The organism is Sulfitobacter sp. 1A15106 (assembly GCF_043556995.1).
In the GTDB taxonomy this organism is placed as follows: domain Bacteria; phylum Pseudomonadota; class Alphaproteobacteria; order Rhodobacterales; family Rhodobacteraceae; genus Sulfitobacter; species Sulfitobacter faviae.
Genome location: NZ_JBIFFM010000010.1, coordinates 165,019 through 184,061, shown reverse-complemented (window position 1 = coordinate 184,061; position 19,043 = coordinate 165,019). Strand labels below are relative to the sequence as shown.

The window sequence follows — 19,043 nt, the reverse complement described above, 5'->3', positions numbered from 1 at the left end:
TCACATTCTGAATACAGGCGTATGGCGACCGGCTTCGGGCACCGATGTCACGATGGCCAGACACAGGCCAAGGATATCGCGGGTTTGCGCGGGTTCGATCAGCCCGTCATCCCAAAGCCGCGAGGTGGCATAATAGGGATCGGACTGTTCACCGTACTGGGCCCGAACCTGCTCCTCGATTAGCTTCATGTCGGCCTCCATCTTGCCCGGGTCGCCCCCTTTCTGGCGGCGCAGTTCCAGCATCACATTTGTGGCGATGTCGGCAGACATGGTGGCCAGTTCCGCCGTGGGCCAGGCGAAGAGAAAATTCGGGGCGAAACCACGTCCGCACATGCCGTAGTTGCCTGCCCCGTATGAGCCGCCCAAGAGGACCGACAGGCGCGGCACCTTGGCAACCGACATGGCATAGACCAGCTTGGCGCTGTCTTTGGCAATGCCGCCGCGCTCGGCTTCGGTGCCGACCATGAAGCCCGAGATGTTGTGGAGGAACAAAAGCGGGATGTTGCGTTGATCGCACATCGACACGAATTGCGCGCCCTTGAGCGAACTGTCGGACACAAGCGCCCCATTATTTGCGAGAATGCCCACTCGATAGCCGTGAATCCGCGCGGTGCCGCAGACCAGCGTCTCACCCCATCCGGGCTTGAATTCGCGGAATTCGCCGGCGTCGATCATGCGCAGCAGAACCTCGCGCATGTCATAGGGCTGTTTGCGATCGGCGCTGATGACGCCAAGCAGTTCCTCTGGGTTGCGCGCCGGCGGCGCGCAGGTTGCATCGGGACCCATCGGGCGCGACAGGCCCAGTTCGGATACGATGTCGCGCATCAGAGCAAGCGCATGATACTCGTCCTCGGCCAGATGGTCAGACACACCGGAGAAGCGCGAATGCATCTCGGCCCCCCCCAATGTTTCTCCATCAACCTCTTCGTTGATCGCCACCTTGACGATCGAGGGGCCGCCCAGATGGATGCGTGCGTTGCCGCGTACCATGATGACTTCGTCCGACAGGGCCGGGATATAGGCCCCACCGGCCGTGCAGCCTCCAAAGACCGCCGAGATCTGCGGCAGGCCGCTCGCGGACATGTTGGTTTGACGATAAAAGGAATTGCCGAAATGGCGGGCATCGGGGAAAACCCGGTCCTGCTCTGGCAGATAGGCACCGCCGCAATCCACCAGATAGAGGCAGGGCAGCCGGTTCTCGGCTGCGATTTCCTGGGCGCGGATGTGTTTCTGCACGGTTTCGTGATAGAAAGACCCACCCTTCACTGTCGCATCGTTGGCGATCACAACGCAGGGCAGCCCGTGGACGATCCCGATACCGGTCACGATCCCCGCACCGGGCACCTCGCCCCCGTATTGACCGTAGGCGGCAAGCGACGACAGCTCAAGAAACGCAGTGCCCGGATCCACCAGCAGGTCGATCCGTTCGCGGACCAACAGCTTGCCGCGCTTGCGATGCCGCGCGACCATATCGGGGCGGCCGCCAGCCGTTGCTTCGGCGATCCGCGCACGCAGCGTTTCGACGCGCTCGCTTTGTGCGGCGTGGTTGCGGGTGTAGGTCTCTGATGCGGTCAGCACCGCTGTTTCAAGACGTGCCATGAAGTCAGGTATCCTGTCTTTGGAGTATCCCGTTGAGGAACACATCGGCATAGGTGCGTGACAACGCATCGGCGCTACCGCGGTCCGGGTCGAACCAATCGAGCGTGGCGTTCAATGTACCGATCAGCATCAGGCGCAGGCGACGGATATCGACGTCTTGCTTCAGCGTGCCATCTTTCTTAAGCTGGGACAGAAGACTGTCCCACTCTGCCTCATAGGCCCTGCGCGTGGGCAAGTTGGCATCCCGGACGGATTGCGGCACCTGCCCGAAAATACGCACATTCGCCGATGTATAATCGCTCACATCAATAAGCGCGCGCAGATGCGCCCGGATCGCGGCGCGCAGTACCGTTTCGCCGTCGGCATCGGCCCGCAGGTCGGTGACGGCGTCTCTCATGTTCTCGTGAACGACTCGAATCCCTGCATCAAGAACGGCCGCGACGATCTCGTCCTTGGAACCGAAATGATAATATATGCTACCCGCCTTGATCCCGGCGGCCTCGGCAATTTTTCGGAGCGAAACGGACCCGTAGCCTTGTTCGCGGAAAAGCCGCGCGGCAATGTCCAGCACCCCATCCCGTCCAACCGCGCTGCGCGATGTCTCGTTGACTTTGATTGCCGTGTTTTGTGCCATATACTTTCGTATCGCCCCAACACCTAACTAACGCCTGTTAGGGTAATAACGCAAATGAGTAAATCGTCGTGATCGTGCCAGACTAGAGTTTGCGGAAAATTCCGCATTGGCGACCGCCAAGAGGCCGCCCAGACATTAATGTGCTTGCCCGGACCCCGTCATCGGGTCCGGGCAAATGCCTTAGATCACGAAACCGCCACCGCAGATGACGTGCTGGCCTGAAATGAAGTTCGATTCGGGTGCACAGAACAGATAGACGGCACCGGCTGCCTCTTCCGGCGTGCCGACCCGGCCCAGCGGGATCATGCGCTCCATCTGGGTCAGAAGGTCGGGATTCACGCCGACCTTGATCTCTTTTTCCTCGACCTGGATCGTGCTGTCTCCGTCGGCGCTGCCCTCGGTCAGGCGGGTGCGGATCGGGCCGAAAGCCACGGCATTGACGTTGACCTTGTAGCGGCCCCATTCCTTGGCCATCGTCCGGGTGACACCCAGAATGCCGGCCTTGGCGGCGGAATAGTTGATCTGGCCAGCATTGCCGCCGGTCCCTGCGATGGACGAGATGTTGACCACCTTGCGGAACACTTCCTGTCCGGCAGCGGCCTCTTCCTTGGCCTTGGCGCTGATCACCGGCTGCGCGGCGCGCAGGATCTTGAAAGGTGCCGTCAGGTGAACGTCGATGATCGCCTGCCATTGTTCGTCGGTCATTTTCTGAACGACGCTGTCCCAAGTATAGCCCGCATTGTTCACGATGATGTCCAGCCCGCCAAAGCTGTCCATGCCGGTCTTGATGAACCGTTCGGCAAAACCGTCCTCGGTGACGCTGCCGGCACAGACCACGGCCTCGGCTCCCGTTGCGCGCACCGCCTCGGCGGTTTCATTGGCCGGATCCGCATCCAGATCGTTGATCACCAGCCGGGCCCCTTCCGAGGCCAGTTTGAGAGCGATTTCGTGGCCAATGCCCCGGCCCGAGCCCGAGACCAGCGCCACGCGCCCGTCGAGTTTTCCAGTCATATTGATTCCTCCCGAAAGGCGCTATCAGGCTTTTTCATAAAGCGTGGTGACGCAGGCCCCGCCGAGGCCCAGATTGTGCTGAAGCGCCAGACGTGCGCCATCAACCTGGCGCGCATCTGCCTGGCCGCGAAGCTGCTGAACGAGCTCGGTACATTGCGCTAGGCCGGTCGCCCCAAGCGGATGGCCTTTGGACAAAAGACCGCCCGACGGGTTGGTCACGTATTTTCCGCCGTAGGTGTTGTCGCCATCATCAACGAATTTCGCCGCTTCGCCGCGACCGCAAAGACCAAGCGCTTCATAGGTGATCAGCTCGTTGTGGGCGAAACAGTCGTGCAGTTCGACCACATCCACGTCCTCGGGCCCGATGCCCGCCGCCTCGTAGACCTGATCGGCGGCGCGCTTGGCCATCGAAAAGCCGACCACTTCGCGCATGTCATGGGCTTCGAAAGTTTCCGGGCCGTCCGTCGTCATGGCCTGCGCCGAGATCCGAACCGAACTGTCCAGTCCGTGCTTGTCGGCGAATTCCTTGGAACAAATGATCGCGGCGGCCGCGCCACAGGTTGGCGGACAGGCCATGAGCTTGGTCATGATGCCGGGCCAGACGACCTGGGCGGCCATGACGTCTTCCGCCGTCACCTCCTGCCGGAACAGGGCAACCGGATTCTTCGCAGCATGTCGGCTGGCCTTGGCGCGGATTTTTGCGAAGGTTTCCAGGGGGGTGCCGAACTCGTCCATATGCGCCTTGCCCGCACCGCCGAAGTACCGCAGCGCCAGCGGGATCTCGGCACTGCCAACCAGTTCGTCGGTTTCTCTGTCGAATGCCGCAAACGGGCTGACCCGGTCATGGAACATCGCACCGATTGCGCCGGGCTGCATCTGTTCGAACCCAAGTGCCAGAGCACATTCGACCGCGCCGCTTTCAACTGCCTGCCTGGCCAGGAACAGGGCGGACGATCCGGTCGAGCAGTTGTTGTTCACATTCAGAACCGGGATGCCTGTCATTCCGACATGGTACAGGGCGCGCTGACCGCAGGTGCTGTCGCCATAGACATAGCCAACATAGGCCTGTTGGACTTTATCATAGTCCAACCCCGCGTCTGCCAGAGCGGACCGGGTCGCAGCGGTCGCCATCACATCGTAGCTTTCGGATTTTCCCGGCTTCTGGAACGGGACCATCCCAACGCCTGCAACATAGGCTTTGTCTGTCATTTCTCTCTCTCCCAAATTCGGTCAGGCCACCCTAATCGGTCCGACAGCCTATTTTCTACCATTTGTTAGATTTTTAATCCTAACCTTGGGAAGTGTCAATATCGCCAAGCTGTGACGTAGAGAGCTTGCGCTATTTTCTAACTTGTGTTTGATTTCGGGCCACACGCCCTGATCGGCGACACAATTGAGGGATTCTGGTCCCGGCGCAACCGCCGACAAGCGTTTAGCACTCAGCTTACGAAAGGTGATCGGAATGGCGTATTGTTATGAATTCAGGGGGTTTATACCCGTTGTGCCCGAGGATACTTATGTCCACCCTCAGGCCGTTCTGATCGGGAATGTCATCCTGGGTCATGGGTGCTACATCGGCCCCGGGGCAAGCTTGCGGGGCGATTTCGGCAGGATCGTGATCGGGGATGGAGCCAATGTTCAGGACAATTGCATCATCCATTCCTTTCCCGGCCGCGACGCCGTGGTGGAAAGCGACGGCCACATCGGCCATGGCGCGATCCTGCACGGTTGCACGGTGGGCCGGAACGCTCTGGTCGGAATGAATTCCGTCATTATGGACGGTGTAGAGCTAGGGGCGGAATCGATTGTCGGCGCGCAGGCGTTTGTGCGTGGCGAAACCGTGATTCCGCCGCGTTCGATGGTGGTGGGATCGCCGGCAAAGGTGATCCGCGAGGTCAGCGAGAAAGAAATCGCGTGGAAAACGCGCGGCACCGGGGAATACCAGCAACTTGCGCGCGATTGTCTGGCCGGATTGACGCCGGTCGAGCCGCTGAAGGCGGTCGAGGCAGACCGGCCCGGCATGGCGGCCTCTGACGTCGTCTCCATTAAGGAGGCGCGGCGGACATCGTCCTGACCTGTCCGGGAACCGGACCGGTCAGGACTACTTCAGATTCCGAAAGCGCCAGATGCAAGCGCCTTGACGCGGAACGGCACCCCCCGACCCGGTGTGCCGTCCCTCAAGCCTTTACAGACGGAAGATCCCGTAGTGCGGATCGTCGATCGGTGCATTGAGCGAGGCAGAAATCGACATGCCAAGCGCGTTGCGTGTGTCCGCCGGGTCGAGGATGCCGTCGTCCCACAATTCCGAGGTCGAGGTATAAGCCTCGACATCGCGCTTGTATTTTTCCAGCACCGGTTCGCGGATCGCGGCGATTTCTTCTTCGGTCAGCTCTTTGCCTTCGCGCTCAAGCTGCCGAATCTTGACGTCCGCCATGGTATTTGCGGCCTGATCCGCCCCCATCACGCCGATCTCGGCCTGGGGCCACATGAACAGCGTGCGCGCGTCCCAGGCCCGTCCGCACATCCCGTAGTTGCCGGCCCCGTAAGACGCATTGGCGATCACTGTGAACTTCGGCACGACCGAGCCGCCCTGCGCCATCAGCATCTTGGCGCCATCCTTGGCGATGCCTCGTTCTTCGTATTCGCGGCCCACCATATAGCCGGTGATGTTCTGGAAAAAGACCAGAGGCGTGCGGTTCTGGTTGCACAACTGCATGAAATGCGCTGCCTTGAGCGAACTGTCGTTGAACAGCACCCCGTTGTTGGCAAGGATGCCGACCTTGTAACCCCAGATATGGGCAAAGCCGCACACCATCGTGGTGCCATAGTCCGGCTGGTATTCGTGAAAGCGTGAGCCGTCCACGATCCGGGCCAGAACCTCGCGCATGTCGAACTGGGTTTTCCGGTCTTTTGGAATGATCCCGTAGAGTTCTTTGGGGTCATAGTAAGGCTCTTCATAGGCCGCGGTTTCGATGATCGTTTTCGGCGTGCGCTTCCACTGGCCGACAATCTCGCGGGCCAGTGAAAAGGCGTGTTGTTCGGTCGCGGCGCGATAGTCGCCGGTGCCCGATACCGAGGTGTGCATGACCGCGCCGCCAAGCTCCTGAACACCGACCTCTTCGCCGGTAGCCGCCTTGACCAGCGGGGGACCGCCAAGGAAAATCGCCCCTGTGCCTTCGATGATGATGTTGTAGTCGCTCAGCGTCGGCACATAGGCGCCGCCAGCCGTGCAGTGACCGCCGACCACGGCAATCTGCGGGATATTGGCCTGGCTCAGCTTGACCTGGTTGCGGAACACCCGCCCGCCCAGATACCGGTCGGGAAACACCCCGTGCTGCAGCGGCAGGAAACCGCCCGCGCTGTCGCAGATATGGATGACCGGCAGACGGTTTTCCAGCGCGACATCCAGAAGACGCACGACCTTTTTGACCGTATGTGGATACCAAGCCCCGCCCTTGACGCTAGCGTCGTTGGCGTGGATGGCGACCTCGCGACCCTGCACAATACCGATGCCCGTCACCACAGCGGCGCCAGGCACGGTGCCATCGTATTCGCGACAGGCGGCAAGTGTGGAAAACTCCAAAAACGGAGTGCCGGGGTCCAGCAGCAGTTTCAACCGCTCGCGCACGCCCAGTTTGTTCTGGCGGGCAAGGCGGTCGATATCGCGTTGCGGGCGTTCGAAACGCGCCGCGTGCTGGCGGGCGTGGAATTCCTTCAGCCGTTCAGACATGGCGGCATAGTTTGCCTTGTAGTCGGCGGCATTGGTGTCGATCAGACTTTCAATCCTGCGCATTGTCACTCCTCCTCCGGGGCCAATTGGGCCAGGATGTCTTTCAGACCAAAACTGTCGCCTTCGGCGAATGGCATTTCGGCAACGACCCCGTCGCGCGGGGCCGTCAGTGTGGTTTCCAACTTCATGCTTTCGATCACCAGAAGCGGCTGGCCTTCTTCAACCGCATCGCCGGGTTTAACCGCAACCGACACCACGACACCCGGCATGGGCGCCACCAATCGGTCGTCGCTCGCGCCACCGTCGCTTCCGGCCAGGCGTTCGGCGGGATCAACCCGCCCGACTTCGTAGGTTCGCCCGTCCATGTGCACAAAAGTTGCTTCCGGCCCCACGGCCAGTCGCAATTCGCGCACAACACCCTTGGCCCTCAGCTTGTAACCGCCCGGCAGACCCGTCGGGTCCAATTGGCAGGCAACAGCGCCAGTGGGGGTATTGAGCACGAACCGGCTGCCATCATGACCCAGCCAGCAATCAGTCTCTTCTCCGTCCATCTGAAAAATCCGTTGCATCAGTTTCTCCACCCACCCATCTTGCGGTACATTTCCGGTATCTGCATTACGTCACTCACCAGGCGCTCGTCCGATAGGGCCGCCGCCGCCATCAGCAAGTCAGAGACATCTTCGCCCGGCGCGGTCAGCGTTTCGGATTGTTCAGCCAGGAAGCCAGTTGAAACGTCACCAGAGGCGAAATCCGGATGTGCAAGGATTGCATCCAGATAACCGGTGTTGGTCGTTACCCCGAGAATCACATAGCTTTGCACCGCGCTCCGGGCACGGGCGATGGCCTGCGCGCGATCCGGGCCATGCACGATCAGCTTGGACAACATCGGGTCGAAGTCGGTCGTTACCTTGCCGCCATCCAGAATGCCGCTGTCTACGCGGATCCCCTCGCCCTGGGGTTCGTCCAGCAGCAGGATATTGCCGATCGCGGGGCGAAAATCGGCGGTCGCATCCTCGGCACAGATGCGCAGTTCGATCGAGTGTCCGGTTTGGGGAATATCCGCCTGTACGGCGCTCAGCCCGTCGCCCGCCGCGACACGCAACTGCTCGGCAACCAGATCAAAGCCGGTTACCATCTCGGTCACCGGATGTTCGACCTGAAGGCGGGTGTTCATTTCCAGGAAATAAAAGGCCCCATCCTGTGCATAGATGAATTCGACAGTCCCTGCCCCGCGGTATTTGACGGCGCGGGCAATTCCGGCAGCGGTCTCGCAGATCTCATCCCGTTGCTCGGGGGTCAGCGCCGGTGACGGCGTTTCCTCGATAATCTTCTGGAACCGGCGCTGGATCGAACATTCACGTTCCCAGAAATGGACCACGTTGCCCTGTCCGTCGCCCATCACCTGCACCTCGATATGGCGCGGGCGTTCGATATAGCGTTCGACGAAAAGCCGCCCGTCGCCGAAATATCGTTCGCCTTCGCGGCGCGCGGTTTCGATTTCGGTCTCCAGCGTGCTGTCCTCGCGTACGACGCGCATGCCCTTGCCGCCACCGCCGGCCGAGGGCTTGATGAGCAGCGGATAGCCAACGGCGCGGGCGCGTTCGACAAAGCTCGCCGGATCATCATCCTCGATGGCCGAGGGGGCGACGGGAAACCCGCGTTCCTCGACGAAGGCGCGGGCGCGGACCTTGTCCCCCATCAGGTCGATGACCTCGGACGTCGGGCCGACAAAGGTCACTCCGGCTTTTTCCAGCGCCGCGACAAAACCGGCATTCTCTGACAGAAAGCCATAGCCGGGATGAACCGCGTCCGCGCCGATCCCTTTGGCGGCTTCGACGATCTGAGGAATATCGAGATAGGCGGCCACGGGCGTCGGGCCCTCGATCATCACGACCTCATCTGCGATCAGATGCGCTGGCCCCTCTTGCTCGGCGACATGACGCAACACGGCAGTCGCAAGCCCGCGGGCCTTAGCGGTGCGCAACACGCGCGCCGCGATCTCGCCCCGATTGGCGACCAGGAGTTTCGAAATGGTCATGGTGTCGTCCTCTTAGTTCCGGGCCGCGGCATTCAGTCCGTCACGTGCGGCCAGATCGGCTGGCACGGGAATTTCGATATCAAGCAGCATCTGCGCGAACCCTTTGCCCTGCGGGTCTATGCGGACCGAGGCGATGCCGCCACCGCCAAGCGATTCATGCAACAGGAAATTCAGCGAATGGCTTCCAGGCAAGTCGAACCGTTCTACCCTGCCGTCGCAGACATGGGAGAAATAGTCCTTCACCACCTCTTCACTGAGAGCCGAGCGGATATATGGCAGGTAGTCCGGTTTGCGCGCGAGGATGCCGATATTGGCGATGTCCCCCTTGTCGCCCGAGCGGCCCCAGACCAAATCGACGAGGCGGACCTCGACAACGTCCGGACCGGGCTCGCGGCTATCTGCGGGCGGTGCGGCAGGCGGATCAAGGTGGACTGGCGTAGTGGCCACGCTCACGGGCACATCCTTGCCGTCGACCTCGACCGCGACGGGGGTTTCGGCCTTGCTCTGAAGGAAGGAAAATAGACGGACCACCGGCTGCACCTTTGGCCGTCCGGCGAAGAACCCGGTCAGACCCTGCGCGGTCGAAATCGCCATCGGTGCGATTTCGCCGGCAAAGATGTTCAGCGCGGCGCGATCATCATGGACCGCGCCGATCTTGAGCACCACCTCGCGGGTCCGGGCGCGCGCATTTGCGCCATAGGCCGCCTCGGCCCCCAGCACCTCGACGCTGACCTGCCGGAAATCTCCCATGTTGCGGTCGCGGAAAATCCGGCGACAGCGGGTCAGGATCGCCTCGGCCACACGTTCGGCCTTGGCGGGTGCGTCAATCGCAGCCAGTGTCAGGGTAGAGACCGCGCGCCAGCCATCGGCATGGGTCGCCGACACCTTGTAGCTGTCGGTGCGCCCAAGCCCCCTGCCGCCCTTGACCAGCACCCGGTCGGGTCCGACCTGTTCCAGGGTGACCCCGGACCAGTCGCAGATCACGTCGGGCAACAGGTAGGCGCGCGGGTCCCCGATTTCATAGAGCATCTGCTCTCCGACTGACCCGGGCACGACCAGCCCGCCGGTGTCAGGCGTCTTGGTCATGATGAAACTGCCGTCTTCGGACACCTCGACGATGGGCATGCCCATATTGTCCCAACCCGGCACGTCCTGCCAGTCGGTGAAGTTGCCGCCGGTTCCCTGGGGGCCGCATTCGATCAGGTGGCCGGCCAGCGATCCCTGGCTGAGCTTGTCCCAGTCATCGTCGCCCCAGCCGTATTCATGCATCAGGGGACCAAGCGCGACCGCGCTGTCGGCGCAGCGTCCGGTGATCACGATGTCGGCCCCGGCATCCAGCGCGGCAGCGATGGGGCGGGCACCCAGATAGGCATTCATGCTCCAGATATCATCTGGAAATGCGACACCCGAGAACATTTCCGTCTGACCGTTTTTGCGAATTTCATCGGCCCTGGGCAACAGGTCATCGCCTAGCACGACTCCGATGGACAGATCGATCCCGGCCTGGGCGGCGGCTTTGGCAAGCGCATCGCTGCAGCCACGCGGGTTCACGCCCCCTGCATTGGCAACGACCTTGATCCCTTTTGCCTTGATATCCGGCAACCAGGGTGCCAGCGCCTTGACGAAGTCCGGCGCATAGCCCGACTCGGGCGCTTTTGCGCGGGCCCGCGCCATCAGCGACATTGTCACCTCTGCCAGATAGTCAAACACCAGATAGTCGATCTCGCCCTTTGAAACCAGTTGACCGATCGCTTCCGGCGTATCGCCCCAGAAGCCCGACGCGCATCCGATGCGCAGCTTTCGTTCCGACATATTCCTCTCCTCCTCGCTTGATCAGCGGCCCGTCCATTCAGGTTTGCGCTTCGCAATGAAGGCATCAAAGCCTTCGCGCGCGTCTTCGGTCTGCGCCACACGCGGTAAAAGTGTTTCTGCAAACCGCATTTGCTGCGGATAGGTCATATCCTCCATCGCGTGACAGGCGTATTTTCCCAGCCGGATCGCGCTCGGCGACTGCGCAGCAATCTGGGCAACCAGTTCTGCAACCTTGTCGTCCAACCCCGCGGCATCGGTCACATAGTTGACCAGATTGAACTGCAGGGCTTCCTCGGCCGTCAGAGGAACGCCGGTGATGAACATCTCCATCAGCCTCCGCCGGGGCAGCACGCGTATCATGGGTGGCACGATCGTCATGGGAAACAGACCCACCTTCACTTCCGGCGTTCCGATGCGGGCATGATCCGCCATCACAGCCAGATCGCAGGCACAGATGATGCCCGCTCCTGCCCCCATCGCGACGCCATTGATGCGCGCGATCGTTGGCTTTCGGCACGCCTGTATCGTCTCGAACAACCTTCCGGCAAAATGATCCGGGTCCGCCGGATCCTGAACAAACGGGCCGCCATCCGCCCCCGCCTTGATGTCGCCCCCGGCACAGAAGGCGCGCTCGCCCTCGCCGGTCAGAACGATCACGCGGCAGTCGCTGTCCCTCTCGGCAGCACATATGGCGGCCATGATCCCGTCTGCGACCCCACGGTTGAGGGCATTTCGATTGTCAGGACGTCGAATCGTGATACGCACTTCTTTGCCGAGTGCCTGCGATTGAACAACGCTCTCAGTCATTTCCGAAGCTCCCCCCTGCATTTAGGACACCGCGCTTTCTTACGTCAGGTCGTCAAAAGCTTGGCTTGATCTATTTTCTAACATGTGTTTGATTTTGGTCAACACGGCGGACGACATTTTTCGGGAGGATGATATGACCACTCAAAGTGAGGCCATCTCGGCTGATCTGGAAGCAATCAGGGCGAGCTATTCTTTGACTGATGAGCAACGCCAGATCGTCGATCACGTGGATCGGGTGTCGCGCGACGTGCTACACCCGCTGCAAGCGCGTATGGATGACGAGGAATGGTGGCCCGATGATCTGTTCAAGCAGATGGGCGAGCTGGGCCTGCTGGGGATTACCGCACCCGAAGAGCTGGGCGGATCGGGACAGAACGAGTTCACCCAGGCGCTGGTGTCCGAGGTGATTTCGAAGTGGAATCCGGCTGTGGGCCTCTCACACGGGGCGCATGACAACCTGTGCCTGAATAACCTGCTGCGCAATGGATCCGAAGAGCATGTGAAGAAATACGTGCCGGGCCTTTGCTCGGGCGAGCTGGTTGGTGCTTTGGGCCTGACCGAACCGGGTGCGGGATCCGATGCGCTCGGATCCATGGCCACAACTGCCCGCCGCGACGGTGATGATTATGTCATCAACGGCTCGAAGATTTACATCACCAACGGCCCCATTGCCGATGTGATCCTGCTTTATGCCAAAACCGACAAGTCGAAGGGCGCCAAGGGCATTTCTGCTTTCATCATCGAGACGGACAATCCCGGTTTCAAGGTGGCGCAAAAGCTTGACAAGATGGGCTTTCGCGGCTCGCCAACCGGAGAACTGGTGTTTGAGGATTGCCGCGTACCCGCATCCGCCATGGTTGGACCGGAAAACACCGGCGTTTCGGTGGTAATGAGCGGGTTGGATCTGGAGCGTGCTATGGTTGCCTCAGTCTGCGTTGGCATGGCCGAACGCGCCCTGGAACTAGGGCTGGAATACGCCAAGATTCGCGAACAATTCGGCAAACCGATTTCAAGTTTCCAGATGATGCAGTCGAAACTGGCCGAGATCTACACCGAGGTCGAAACCGCGCGCGCATTCGGTTATCGGGCACTGGCCGCCTGTACGGGCCTACCAAAAGGGGCCGGGGGCCGTGGCGAAATCCACAAACTGACCGCGGCGGCCTGTCTTTACGCAGGCGAGGCATTCAACAAGGCGGTGACCGAAGCCTGCCATATTCATGGTGGCTCTGGCTACATGCAGGACACCGAGATCAACCGGCTGTTCCGCGCCAACAAATTGTTGGAGATCGGCGCGGGAACAAGCGAAGTCCGCAAGATCATCATTGCCGAAGAACTTTTGCGCGCCTGAGGGGGACGAGACCATGAACAAGCAACTGCGCAACGACACCGCTCTGCCAACACATTTCATGACGGACGAACAGCAGGCCCTGGCCGATCAGGCCGGCAAGTTCTTCATGTCCGAATTCCACCATCTGAATGCGGAAATGGACGATACAGATGACCTGCCGCCTTCGGTTTTCCCCAAGCTGGGCGAGATGGGATATCTCGGCCTGAACGTGCCGCCGGAATTTGGCGGCGCGGGGCTGGATTTTACTTCGGCCTGTATCATCACCGAGGAAATGTCGCGCGCCTCGGCGGCCATCGGACTGACCCATGTGGCCCATGACAATTTGTGCGTCAACAATATCTACCGCAACGCCAATGACGAATTGCGCCGCAAATACCTGCCGGGGCTTTGCAACGGCACGCTGATCGGCGCCCTGGGTCTGACCGAACCTGGCGCGGGATCCGATGCGCTTGGCTCGATGCGGACCACGGCCAAAAAGGATGGCGACGACTACATCCTGAACGGCGCCAAGATCTATATCACCAATGGGCCGATTGCCGATCTGGTGCTGGTCTATGCCAAAACATCGCCCGAAAAAGGGGCCAAGGGCATTTCCGCCTTTATCGTGGAAACCGACACGCCCGGTTTCAAGGTGGCGCAGAAGCTCAACAAGATGGGTTTCCGTGGCTCGCCCACCGGCGAACTGGTGTTCGAGGACTGCCGGGTGCCCGCAAAAAACATGGTCGGCAAACTTGATGGCGGCGTTGCCGTGACGATGTCCGGGCTTGATCTGGAACGGGCCATCGTCTGTTTCAACGCCTTGGGTATTGCTCAGCGGGCATTGGATATTTCCATCGACTACGCCAAGACACGCCAGCAATTCGGCAAACCGATCGCCAGTTTTCAGATGGTTCAGGCGATGCTGGCCGACATGTATACGCAGATCGAGGCCGCGCGCAGCCTGTCCTTGCGCACCGCAGCCATGTGTGAGGGCCTCGAAGAGGGCGCAGGCGGGCGCGGCGAAATCCACAAGCTCACCGCTGCGGCGATCTACAAGGCCGCTGAGGCGACATCCTTCGTGCTGGACAAAGCTGTCCAGATTCACGGCGGCTCAGGCTACATGCGTGATACCGAAGTGAACCGGCTGTACCGAACCGGTCGCGTGCTTGAGGTCGGCGCGGGCACCCAGGAGGTTCGCAAACTCATCATCTCCGGCGAATTGCTGAAGAACTAAGGGGGCGGAACATGAGCGAAGCGAAATCAAGGCGTTACGCGTCGGATCTCATGGCGGGCCAGGTTGCCCTGGTCACGGGGTCTGGATCTGGAATGGGCCGGGCGACGGCGATCGAAATGGCCTCTTGCGGGGCCAGGCTTGCGCTGTTCGCGCGCCGGGAAGAGCCGCTGGAGGAGACCGCCGAGATGATCCGGTCGGCGGGGGGCGAGGCCTTTGTCGTGCCCGGAGATACCCGCGACGAGGACAGTATCGAAACCGCGATGGGACGCATCAAGGACCACTACGGGCAGTTGGATGTCTTGGTGAACAATGCCGGCGGCCAGTATATCGCGGCCGCCCGCGATATCACCAACAAGGGCTTCGAAGCCGTGATCCGCAACAACCTGATAGGGTCTTGGCAAATGACACGCGCCGCTGCCGATCACTTCATGTACGACAATGGGGGATCGGTTGTGTTTGTCACCGCCATCTCGGCGCGCACCGCGCTTACCGGCTTTACACACACCGTCGCCGCCCGCGCCGGTGTGACGGGCATGATGAAAACGCTGGCCGCCGAATGGGGCGAATACGGCATCCGCCTGAACTGTGTCGCGCCCGGCACGATCAAGACCGATGCGCTTGGCCGCTATCCGATTCCGCCGGAACAGTGGAAAAAGCTGAACCGCTCAGTGCTAAACCGGATGGGGGCGGCCGAGGACATCGCTGGCACGATCATTTTCCTCGCTTCGAAACTTGGCGGTTTCATTACCGGCGAGGACATCTATGTAGACGGCGGTGAGACCTTGCATATGGGTCATGACGCGCGGGACATGATCAACCCCGCGATGTTCGAGAAACGCGAACGCGGAGATGGCAAGAATGAATAAACAGCCCGTCCTTCTGGAGATTTCCGACAGGATCGCCACGGTAACGCTGAACGACCCCGAGCGTCGCAATCCGGTTACCGGGAACGACATGATCGCTGCCCTTCTGGAGACCTTCGCCAAGGTGCAGGCCGATCCGCAGGTCAGCGTGATGATTCTGACCGGGGCCGACCCCGCCTTTTGTGCCGGCGGGGACATCAAGGAGATGAACGATCCCGACAGTGTGTTCCGCAAGGAGCCGCTGGCGGCGGCCCAGAGCTATGTTGATGGGGTGCAGCGGCTGCCGCTTGCGCTCTACAACATGGATATTCCGACCATCGCCGCAGTCAACGGCCCGGCGGTGGGCGCGGGGTGCGACCTGACCATGATGTGCGACATGCGCATCGCGTCGGAAAAAGCAAGGTTCGGCGAGGTGTTTCTGAATCTCGGAATCATTCCGGGCGATGCGGGCAGCTGGTTCCTGTTGCGTCGTCTGGGCCACCAGAAGGCCGCCGATCTGACCTTCTCAGGGCGCATGGTCGAGGCCAAGGAAGCGCTGGAGCTTGGTATGGTGCTTGAACTTGTGCCTCATGAAAAATTGATGGAACGGGCCCGCGAACGGGCCGCTGGCATCGCCGCGAAACCGCCGCGCGCGGTGCGGGTCGCCAAGCGTCTGATGCGCAATGCCGAACGGATGGACCTGCCGGATTTCCTGAATTCCGCGGCGGCCTATCAGGCGCTCATGCATCAGACCGAAGACCACCACGAGGCGGTTGCTGCGTTCGTCGAAAAACGAAAACCCAATTTCACGGGGCGTTAAAGGAAAGATCGCATGTCAGACATCACCCAAAAGAAGATGGAGCAAATCGCGCAGATGTGGAATGCGCGCGGCAAGGGTCTGATAACGCATATGGCGCTTGAGATCGAAGAGGTCTCGACCGAAGGTGTTCGGGTTCGGATGCCGTTCAATCCGGACTTTTGCGTCGATGCGGAACAATCGCTGCTCCACGGTGGTATCCTGACGGCACTTCTGGACAGTGTCTTTGGACTGGCGAACTTTGTTGCCATCGAAGGCGTCAGTACCATGGCCACTCTTGACCTCAGAGTTGATTACCTGCGCCCGGCCCGTTCGCGCGCGGATGTCATCGTTCAAGCGCATTGTTTTCGCAAGACCCGTCACATCGCCTTCAATTCCGGCAGCGTCTGGTTCGCGGGCCATGAGGATGCTGAAATAGCCAGGGGAACCGCCTCGTTTGCATTGACGCGCGGCGAAACCAGCCTGTTTGACGCAATGACAAAAGGAAAAACCTCGTGATGGACGTGCAAACTGTCAATGCCAATGTATCCCGGGTGCCGTTCTTCCGATTTCTCAACTTTGAGGTCAGAAGTCTAGACAGTCTCCATGCTGAGGCGGAAATGACCTTTGATGACCGCCATATCGGTAACCCGATCATGGAGTACTACCATGGCGGCATAATCGCGAGTTTTATGGAGGCCACTGCCGCCATCGCGGTACAGCCCGATTTCGCCGACGTTCCGGCCAAGCCGATCAACTTGACCGTCGATTACCTCAGACCCGGTGTGAAGGGACCGCTTTTTGCGCGCGCTAACGTCACGCGCAAAGGCAAGCGGATGGCAAGCGTCAGCGTGCTCAGCTGGCAGACGGATCGGGAAAAGGCGGTTGCCGAAGGGCTGTATCACTTCCTTCTGGTCTGACCGGGGCAACCGCTTTCAGGGTTACCTTGTCCTGTGGACGGGGCCGCTTCCCGGTTACAAATGCCTTCCAGTAACAGATTGATGAGCATGCTGGAGAATTCAGGCAGTGATAGATATCCTTCCACTCCTGCCTTGTTCGGGTCGAACCATTCCACCGTCCAGTTTAAGGCACCCAACATCACCTGGCGCAAGGGGACGATCTTGATATCCGACCGTATGGCACCGTCGTCCTGAGCTTCACGGAGTATCCAATCCCAGAGTTTTCCATACTCATGGCGAATACCCCTGTGCCTCTCCCTGAAATGATTGGGGAGCATTCCATAGCTTCTGATATTCGCCGAGGTGAATTCGCTTGCCTTGAAGAGGAAATCCAGGTGCGCCCAGATTGCAGTCGCTATCCTGGCGTGATGATCGTACGGGGCATCGAATTTCCGAACGGCGGCTTCGACACCTGCTAGCAAGTCCCTCAGTCCGGCGTTTAGAACTTCGTCAACGATCGCTTCCTTGGAGTTGAAATGGTAATAGACGCTTCCCGCTTTCATGTCCGCTTCTTCCGCGATCTTTCTCAGCGTGGTCGCCTTGTAGCCATTGTCCCTCAGAACGCGCGCTGCGGCCTTTAGAATTTCTGCACGGGTCTTAGCCGCCTTGCCGTCGGGATCCGGGGTTTTGGCGGGAGTGGCGGGGCACAGCTTCAAGCCTCCGGTACCCGCCTTGCGATGTGGACACATTCCGTCAAGTATCAGCTTACTCATTCGTTCCGCGAGGATGCGCACCGGATACTTGTCGACATCGTACCATTCTACGGTCCAGTTCATGGCACTTAGGATGAACTGGCGGATCACAGCAGTGGATATGTCGCTTCGAAGGTGGCCGGCGCGTTTGGCGTCATTCAGGAATTTGCCCCAGGCCCCTGCATATGATGCACGCAATTCGCGATGCGGGGCGCGTGTTTCGTCCGACAACATCGGATAGTTCCGAATATTGGCTGACGTGAAGTCGCTGTCGGTCAATAGGTAGGTAAGGTGTGTTTCAATCAGCAGTCTGAAAGTCTTGCGAAAATCCTCCGAACTTGTCGGTGCCGACCGAACGATTTCACTGACCGCCTGATATAGTTGACGGACGCCAAGATCGAGAACATCGCTCAGAATCTGGTCCTTGGATTGAAAATGATAATAAATGCTGCCGGCCTCAATGCCAGCTTCCTGCGCGATGTCGCGCATAGTCGTTGCGTGATAGCCTTCATACCGAAAAAGTCGCGCAGCCGCCGAAAGGATACCCTCACGTGTCCTCTCAGACTTGCTCAAGTCTTCGCTCAGTGTCCTGGGTGGGTCAGTCTTGTGTACCATTCCATTTCGATACTTGCGGGACACGAGACTGTCCATTGCATTAAATCTAACAAATGTTAGAATAACGCAAGGAACGTTCCGAATCAAGTTCTTTGCCAAGATGATAGCGGAAGAGGAGGACCTCCATATGCGAGGGTTGAGTGGAAAACGCGTGATCGTGACCGGCGGCGGCAGCGGCATCGGGCGCGCGGTGTGCGAACGGTTCGGCGAAGAAGGTGCCGAGATTGCGATCTTTGACATGAGCGAAGACGGGGCGAAGGAAACGGTTCGCCTGATCACCGAGGCCGGCGGCAAGGCGCAGGCCTTCAAGGTGGACATCACCGACCGTGCCCAGGTCGACAAGGCTGTAGCCGAGTTCGAGGCCGGGGGTCCGGTCGATGTGCTGGTGAACAATGCCGGCTGGGACGTGATCAAACCGTTCCTCGACACCGATCCCGACCTTTGGAAAAAGGTCATCGACATAAATCTTTACGGTCCGCTGAATATGCATCACGCGGTGCTTCCGGGCATGGTCAAGAACGGCGGCGGCCGTGTGGTCAACATCGCGTCCGACGCCGGACGCGTCGGATCATCCGGCGAAGCCGTGTATTCGGCCTGCAAGGGTGGCATCATCTCGTTCACCAAAACCGTAGCGCGCGAACTGGCGCGTAAAGGTATTCAATTGAATGCGGTCGCCCCCGGCCCGACCGATACGCCGCTGTTCGCTCAGGTTGCCGAGGGCGAGGCCGGTCAAAAGATCGCCGAAGGTCTCAAGCGGGCGATTCCGATGAAGCGTCTTGCGCAGCCGACGGATTACCCTGGCATCATCTGCTTCCTGTCGTCGGACGACGCAGGGTTCATTACCGGCCAGGTGATTTCGGTTTCGGGCGGCCTGTCCATGCACGGTTAAAACGCTGGCAGCAGCGCCGGACTCAAGGCGCTGCTGCCATACCGTGCCAAGAGTTACC

18 protein-coding genes are annotated in these 19,043 nt (G+C 60.1%); 8 read left to right on the top strand and 10 right to left on the bottom strand.

The window, feature by feature from the left end:
- The 4 genes from ACGYKA_RS16040 to ACGYKA_RS16025 all read right to left on the bottom strand — a co-directional run bounded on the left by ACGYKA_RS16040 (position 1) and on the right by ACGYKA_RS16025 (position 4,453).
- Complete coding sequence (locus ACGYKA_RS16040) at positions 1 to 1,599, bottom strand: acyl-CoA carboxylase subunit beta (protein WP_028288552.1); 1,599 nt, start codon at positions 1,597 to 1,599, stop codon at positions 1 to 3.
- Between the two features lie 4 nt (positions 1,600 to 1,603).
- Positions 1,604 to 2,233, bottom strand: coding sequence for a TetR/AcrR family transcriptional regulator (locus ACGYKA_RS16035; protein WP_028288553.1), 630 nt, complete (start codon positions 2,231 to 2,233; stop codon positions 1,604 to 1,606).
- A 180-nt stretch (positions 2,234 to 2,413) separates the two neighbouring features.
- The gene (locus tag ACGYKA_RS16030) at positions 2,414 to 3,244 is read right to left on the bottom strand and encodes an SDR family NAD(P)-dependent oxidoreductase (RefSeq protein ID WP_028288554.1); all 831 of its coding nucleotides are present in this window, start codon (positions 3,242 to 3,244) and stop codon (positions 2,414 to 2,416) included.
- Between the two features lie 24 nt (positions 3,245 to 3,268).
- Positions 3,269 to 4,453 (bottom strand): lipid-transfer protein, encoded by a 1,185-nt coding sequence (locus ACGYKA_RS16025; protein WP_028288555.1) that lies wholly within the window; start codon positions 4,451 to 4,453, stop codon positions 3,269 to 3,271.
- Positions 4,454 to 4,706: 253 nt separating this feature from the next.
- Here ACGYKA_RS16025 and ACGYKA_RS16020 point away from each other — a divergent pair, with 253 nt between their 5' ends.
- Complete coding sequence (locus tag ACGYKA_RS16020) at positions 4,707 to 5,318, top strand: transferase hexapeptide repeat family protein (protein WP_028288556.1); 612 nt, start codon at positions 4,707 to 4,709, stop codon at positions 5,316 to 5,318.
- A gap of 111 nt (positions 5,319 to 5,429) precedes the next feature.
- On the opposite strand, the gene ACGYKA_RS16015 is transcribed toward ACGYKA_RS16020, so the two are convergent.
- From ACGYKA_RS16015 to ACGYKA_RS15995, 5 genes are read right to left on the bottom strand one after another with little or no spacing between them, the layout of a single operon-like run.
- On the bottom strand, positions 5,430 to 7,037 hold the full coding sequence (locus ACGYKA_RS16015; RefSeq protein ID WP_028288557.1) for an acyl-CoA carboxylase subunit beta: 1,608 nt from the start codon (positions 7,035 to 7,037) through the stop codon (positions 5,430 to 5,432).
- A 2-nt stretch (positions 7,038 to 7,039) separates the two neighbouring features.
- Positions 7,040 to 7,555: an acetyl-CoA carboxylase biotin carboxyl carrier protein subunit gene (locus ACGYKA_RS16010; protein WP_028288558.1), complete on the bottom strand. Its 516-nt coding sequence runs from the start codon at positions 7,553 to 7,555 to the stop codon at positions 7,040 to 7,042.
- Positions 7,543 to 9,012 carry an acetyl/propionyl/methylcrotonyl-CoA carboxylase subunit alpha gene (locus ACGYKA_RS16005; RefSeq protein ID WP_088626355.1) on the bottom strand — a complete coding sequence of 490 codons (1,470 nt, stop codon included), beginning with the start codon at positions 9,010 to 9,012 and terminating at the stop codon, positions 7,543 to 7,545. The genes ACGYKA_RS16010 and ACGYKA_RS16005 overlap by 13 nt, the downstream gene beginning before the upstream one ends.
- A gap of 12 nt (positions 9,013 to 9,024) precedes the next feature.
- Complete coding sequence (locus tag ACGYKA_RS16000) at positions 9,025 to 10,824, bottom strand: acyclic terpene utilization AtuA family protein (protein ID WP_088626354.1); 1,800 nt, start codon at positions 10,822 to 10,824, stop codon at positions 9,025 to 9,027.
- Between the two features lie 21 nt (positions 10,825 to 10,845).
- Entirely contained in the window at positions 10,846 to 11,631 is a 786-nt protein-coding gene (locus ACGYKA_RS15995; RefSeq protein ID WP_271690100.1) for an enoyl-CoA hydratase-related protein, read from the bottom strand.
- An 82-nt stretch (positions 11,632 to 11,713) separates the two neighbouring features.
- Here ACGYKA_RS15995 and ACGYKA_RS15990 point away from each other — a divergent pair, with 82 nt between their 5' ends.
- From ACGYKA_RS15990 to ACGYKA_RS15965, 6 genes are read left to right on the top strand one after another with little or no spacing between them, the layout of a single operon-like run.
- Positions 11,714 to 12,979 carry an acyl-CoA dehydrogenase family protein gene (locus tag ACGYKA_RS15990; RefSeq protein WP_394439201.1) on the top strand — a complete coding sequence of 422 codons (1,266 nt, stop codon included), beginning with the start codon at positions 11,714 to 11,716 and terminating at the stop codon, positions 12,977 to 12,979.
- Positions 12,980 to 12,992: 13 nt separating this feature from the next.
- Positions 12,993 to 14,192 (top strand): acyl-CoA dehydrogenase family protein, encoded by a 1,200-nt coding sequence (locus ACGYKA_RS15985; protein WP_028288563.1) that lies wholly within the window; start codon positions 12,993 to 12,995, stop codon positions 14,190 to 14,192.
- 11 nt (positions 14,193 to 14,203) lie between these two features.
- On the top strand, positions 14,204 to 15,058 hold the full coding sequence (locus ACGYKA_RS15980) for an SDR family NAD(P)-dependent oxidoreductase (RefSeq protein ID WP_028288564.1): 855 nt from the start codon (positions 14,204 to 14,206) through the stop codon (positions 15,056 to 15,058).
- Positions 15,051 to 15,854, top strand: coding sequence for an enoyl-CoA hydratase-related protein (locus ACGYKA_RS15975; RefSeq protein ID WP_028288565.1), 804 nt, complete (start codon positions 15,051 to 15,053; stop codon positions 15,852 to 15,854). The genes ACGYKA_RS15980 and ACGYKA_RS15975 overlap by 8 nt, the downstream gene beginning before the upstream one ends.
- A 12-nt stretch (positions 15,855 to 15,866) precedes the next feature.
- Positions 15,867 to 16,349 (top strand): PaaI family thioesterase, encoded by a 483-nt coding sequence (locus ACGYKA_RS15970; RefSeq protein ID WP_027264417.1) that lies wholly within the window; start codon positions 15,867 to 15,869, stop codon positions 16,347 to 16,349.
- Entirely contained in the window at positions 16,349 to 16,750 is a 402-nt protein-coding gene (locus ACGYKA_RS15965; protein ID WP_028093915.1) for a PaaI family thioesterase, read from the top strand. Before ACGYKA_RS15970 ends, ACGYKA_RS15965 begins: the two co-directional genes overlap by 1 nt.
- On the opposite strand, the gene ACGYKA_RS15960 is transcribed toward ACGYKA_RS15965, so the two are convergent.
- A complete protein-coding gene (locus tag ACGYKA_RS15960; RefSeq protein WP_084178536.1) occupies positions 16,732 to 18,096 on the bottom strand; it encodes a TetR/AcrR family transcriptional regulator in 1,365 nt (454 codons plus the stop codon). The two genes, ACGYKA_RS15965 and ACGYKA_RS15960, sit on opposite strands and share 19 nt — an antisense overlap.
- A gap of 127 nt (positions 18,097 to 18,223) precedes the next feature.
- On the opposite strand from ACGYKA_RS15960, the gene ACGYKA_RS15955 reads away from it, so the two are divergent.
- The gene (locus ACGYKA_RS15955; protein ID WP_027264415.1) at positions 18,224 to 18,985 is read left to right on the top strand and encodes a glucose 1-dehydrogenase; all 762 of its coding nucleotides are present in this window, start codon (positions 18,224 to 18,226) and stop codon (positions 18,983 to 18,985) included.
- The last annotated feature ends 58 nt before the right edge of the window (positions 18,986 to 19,043 follow it).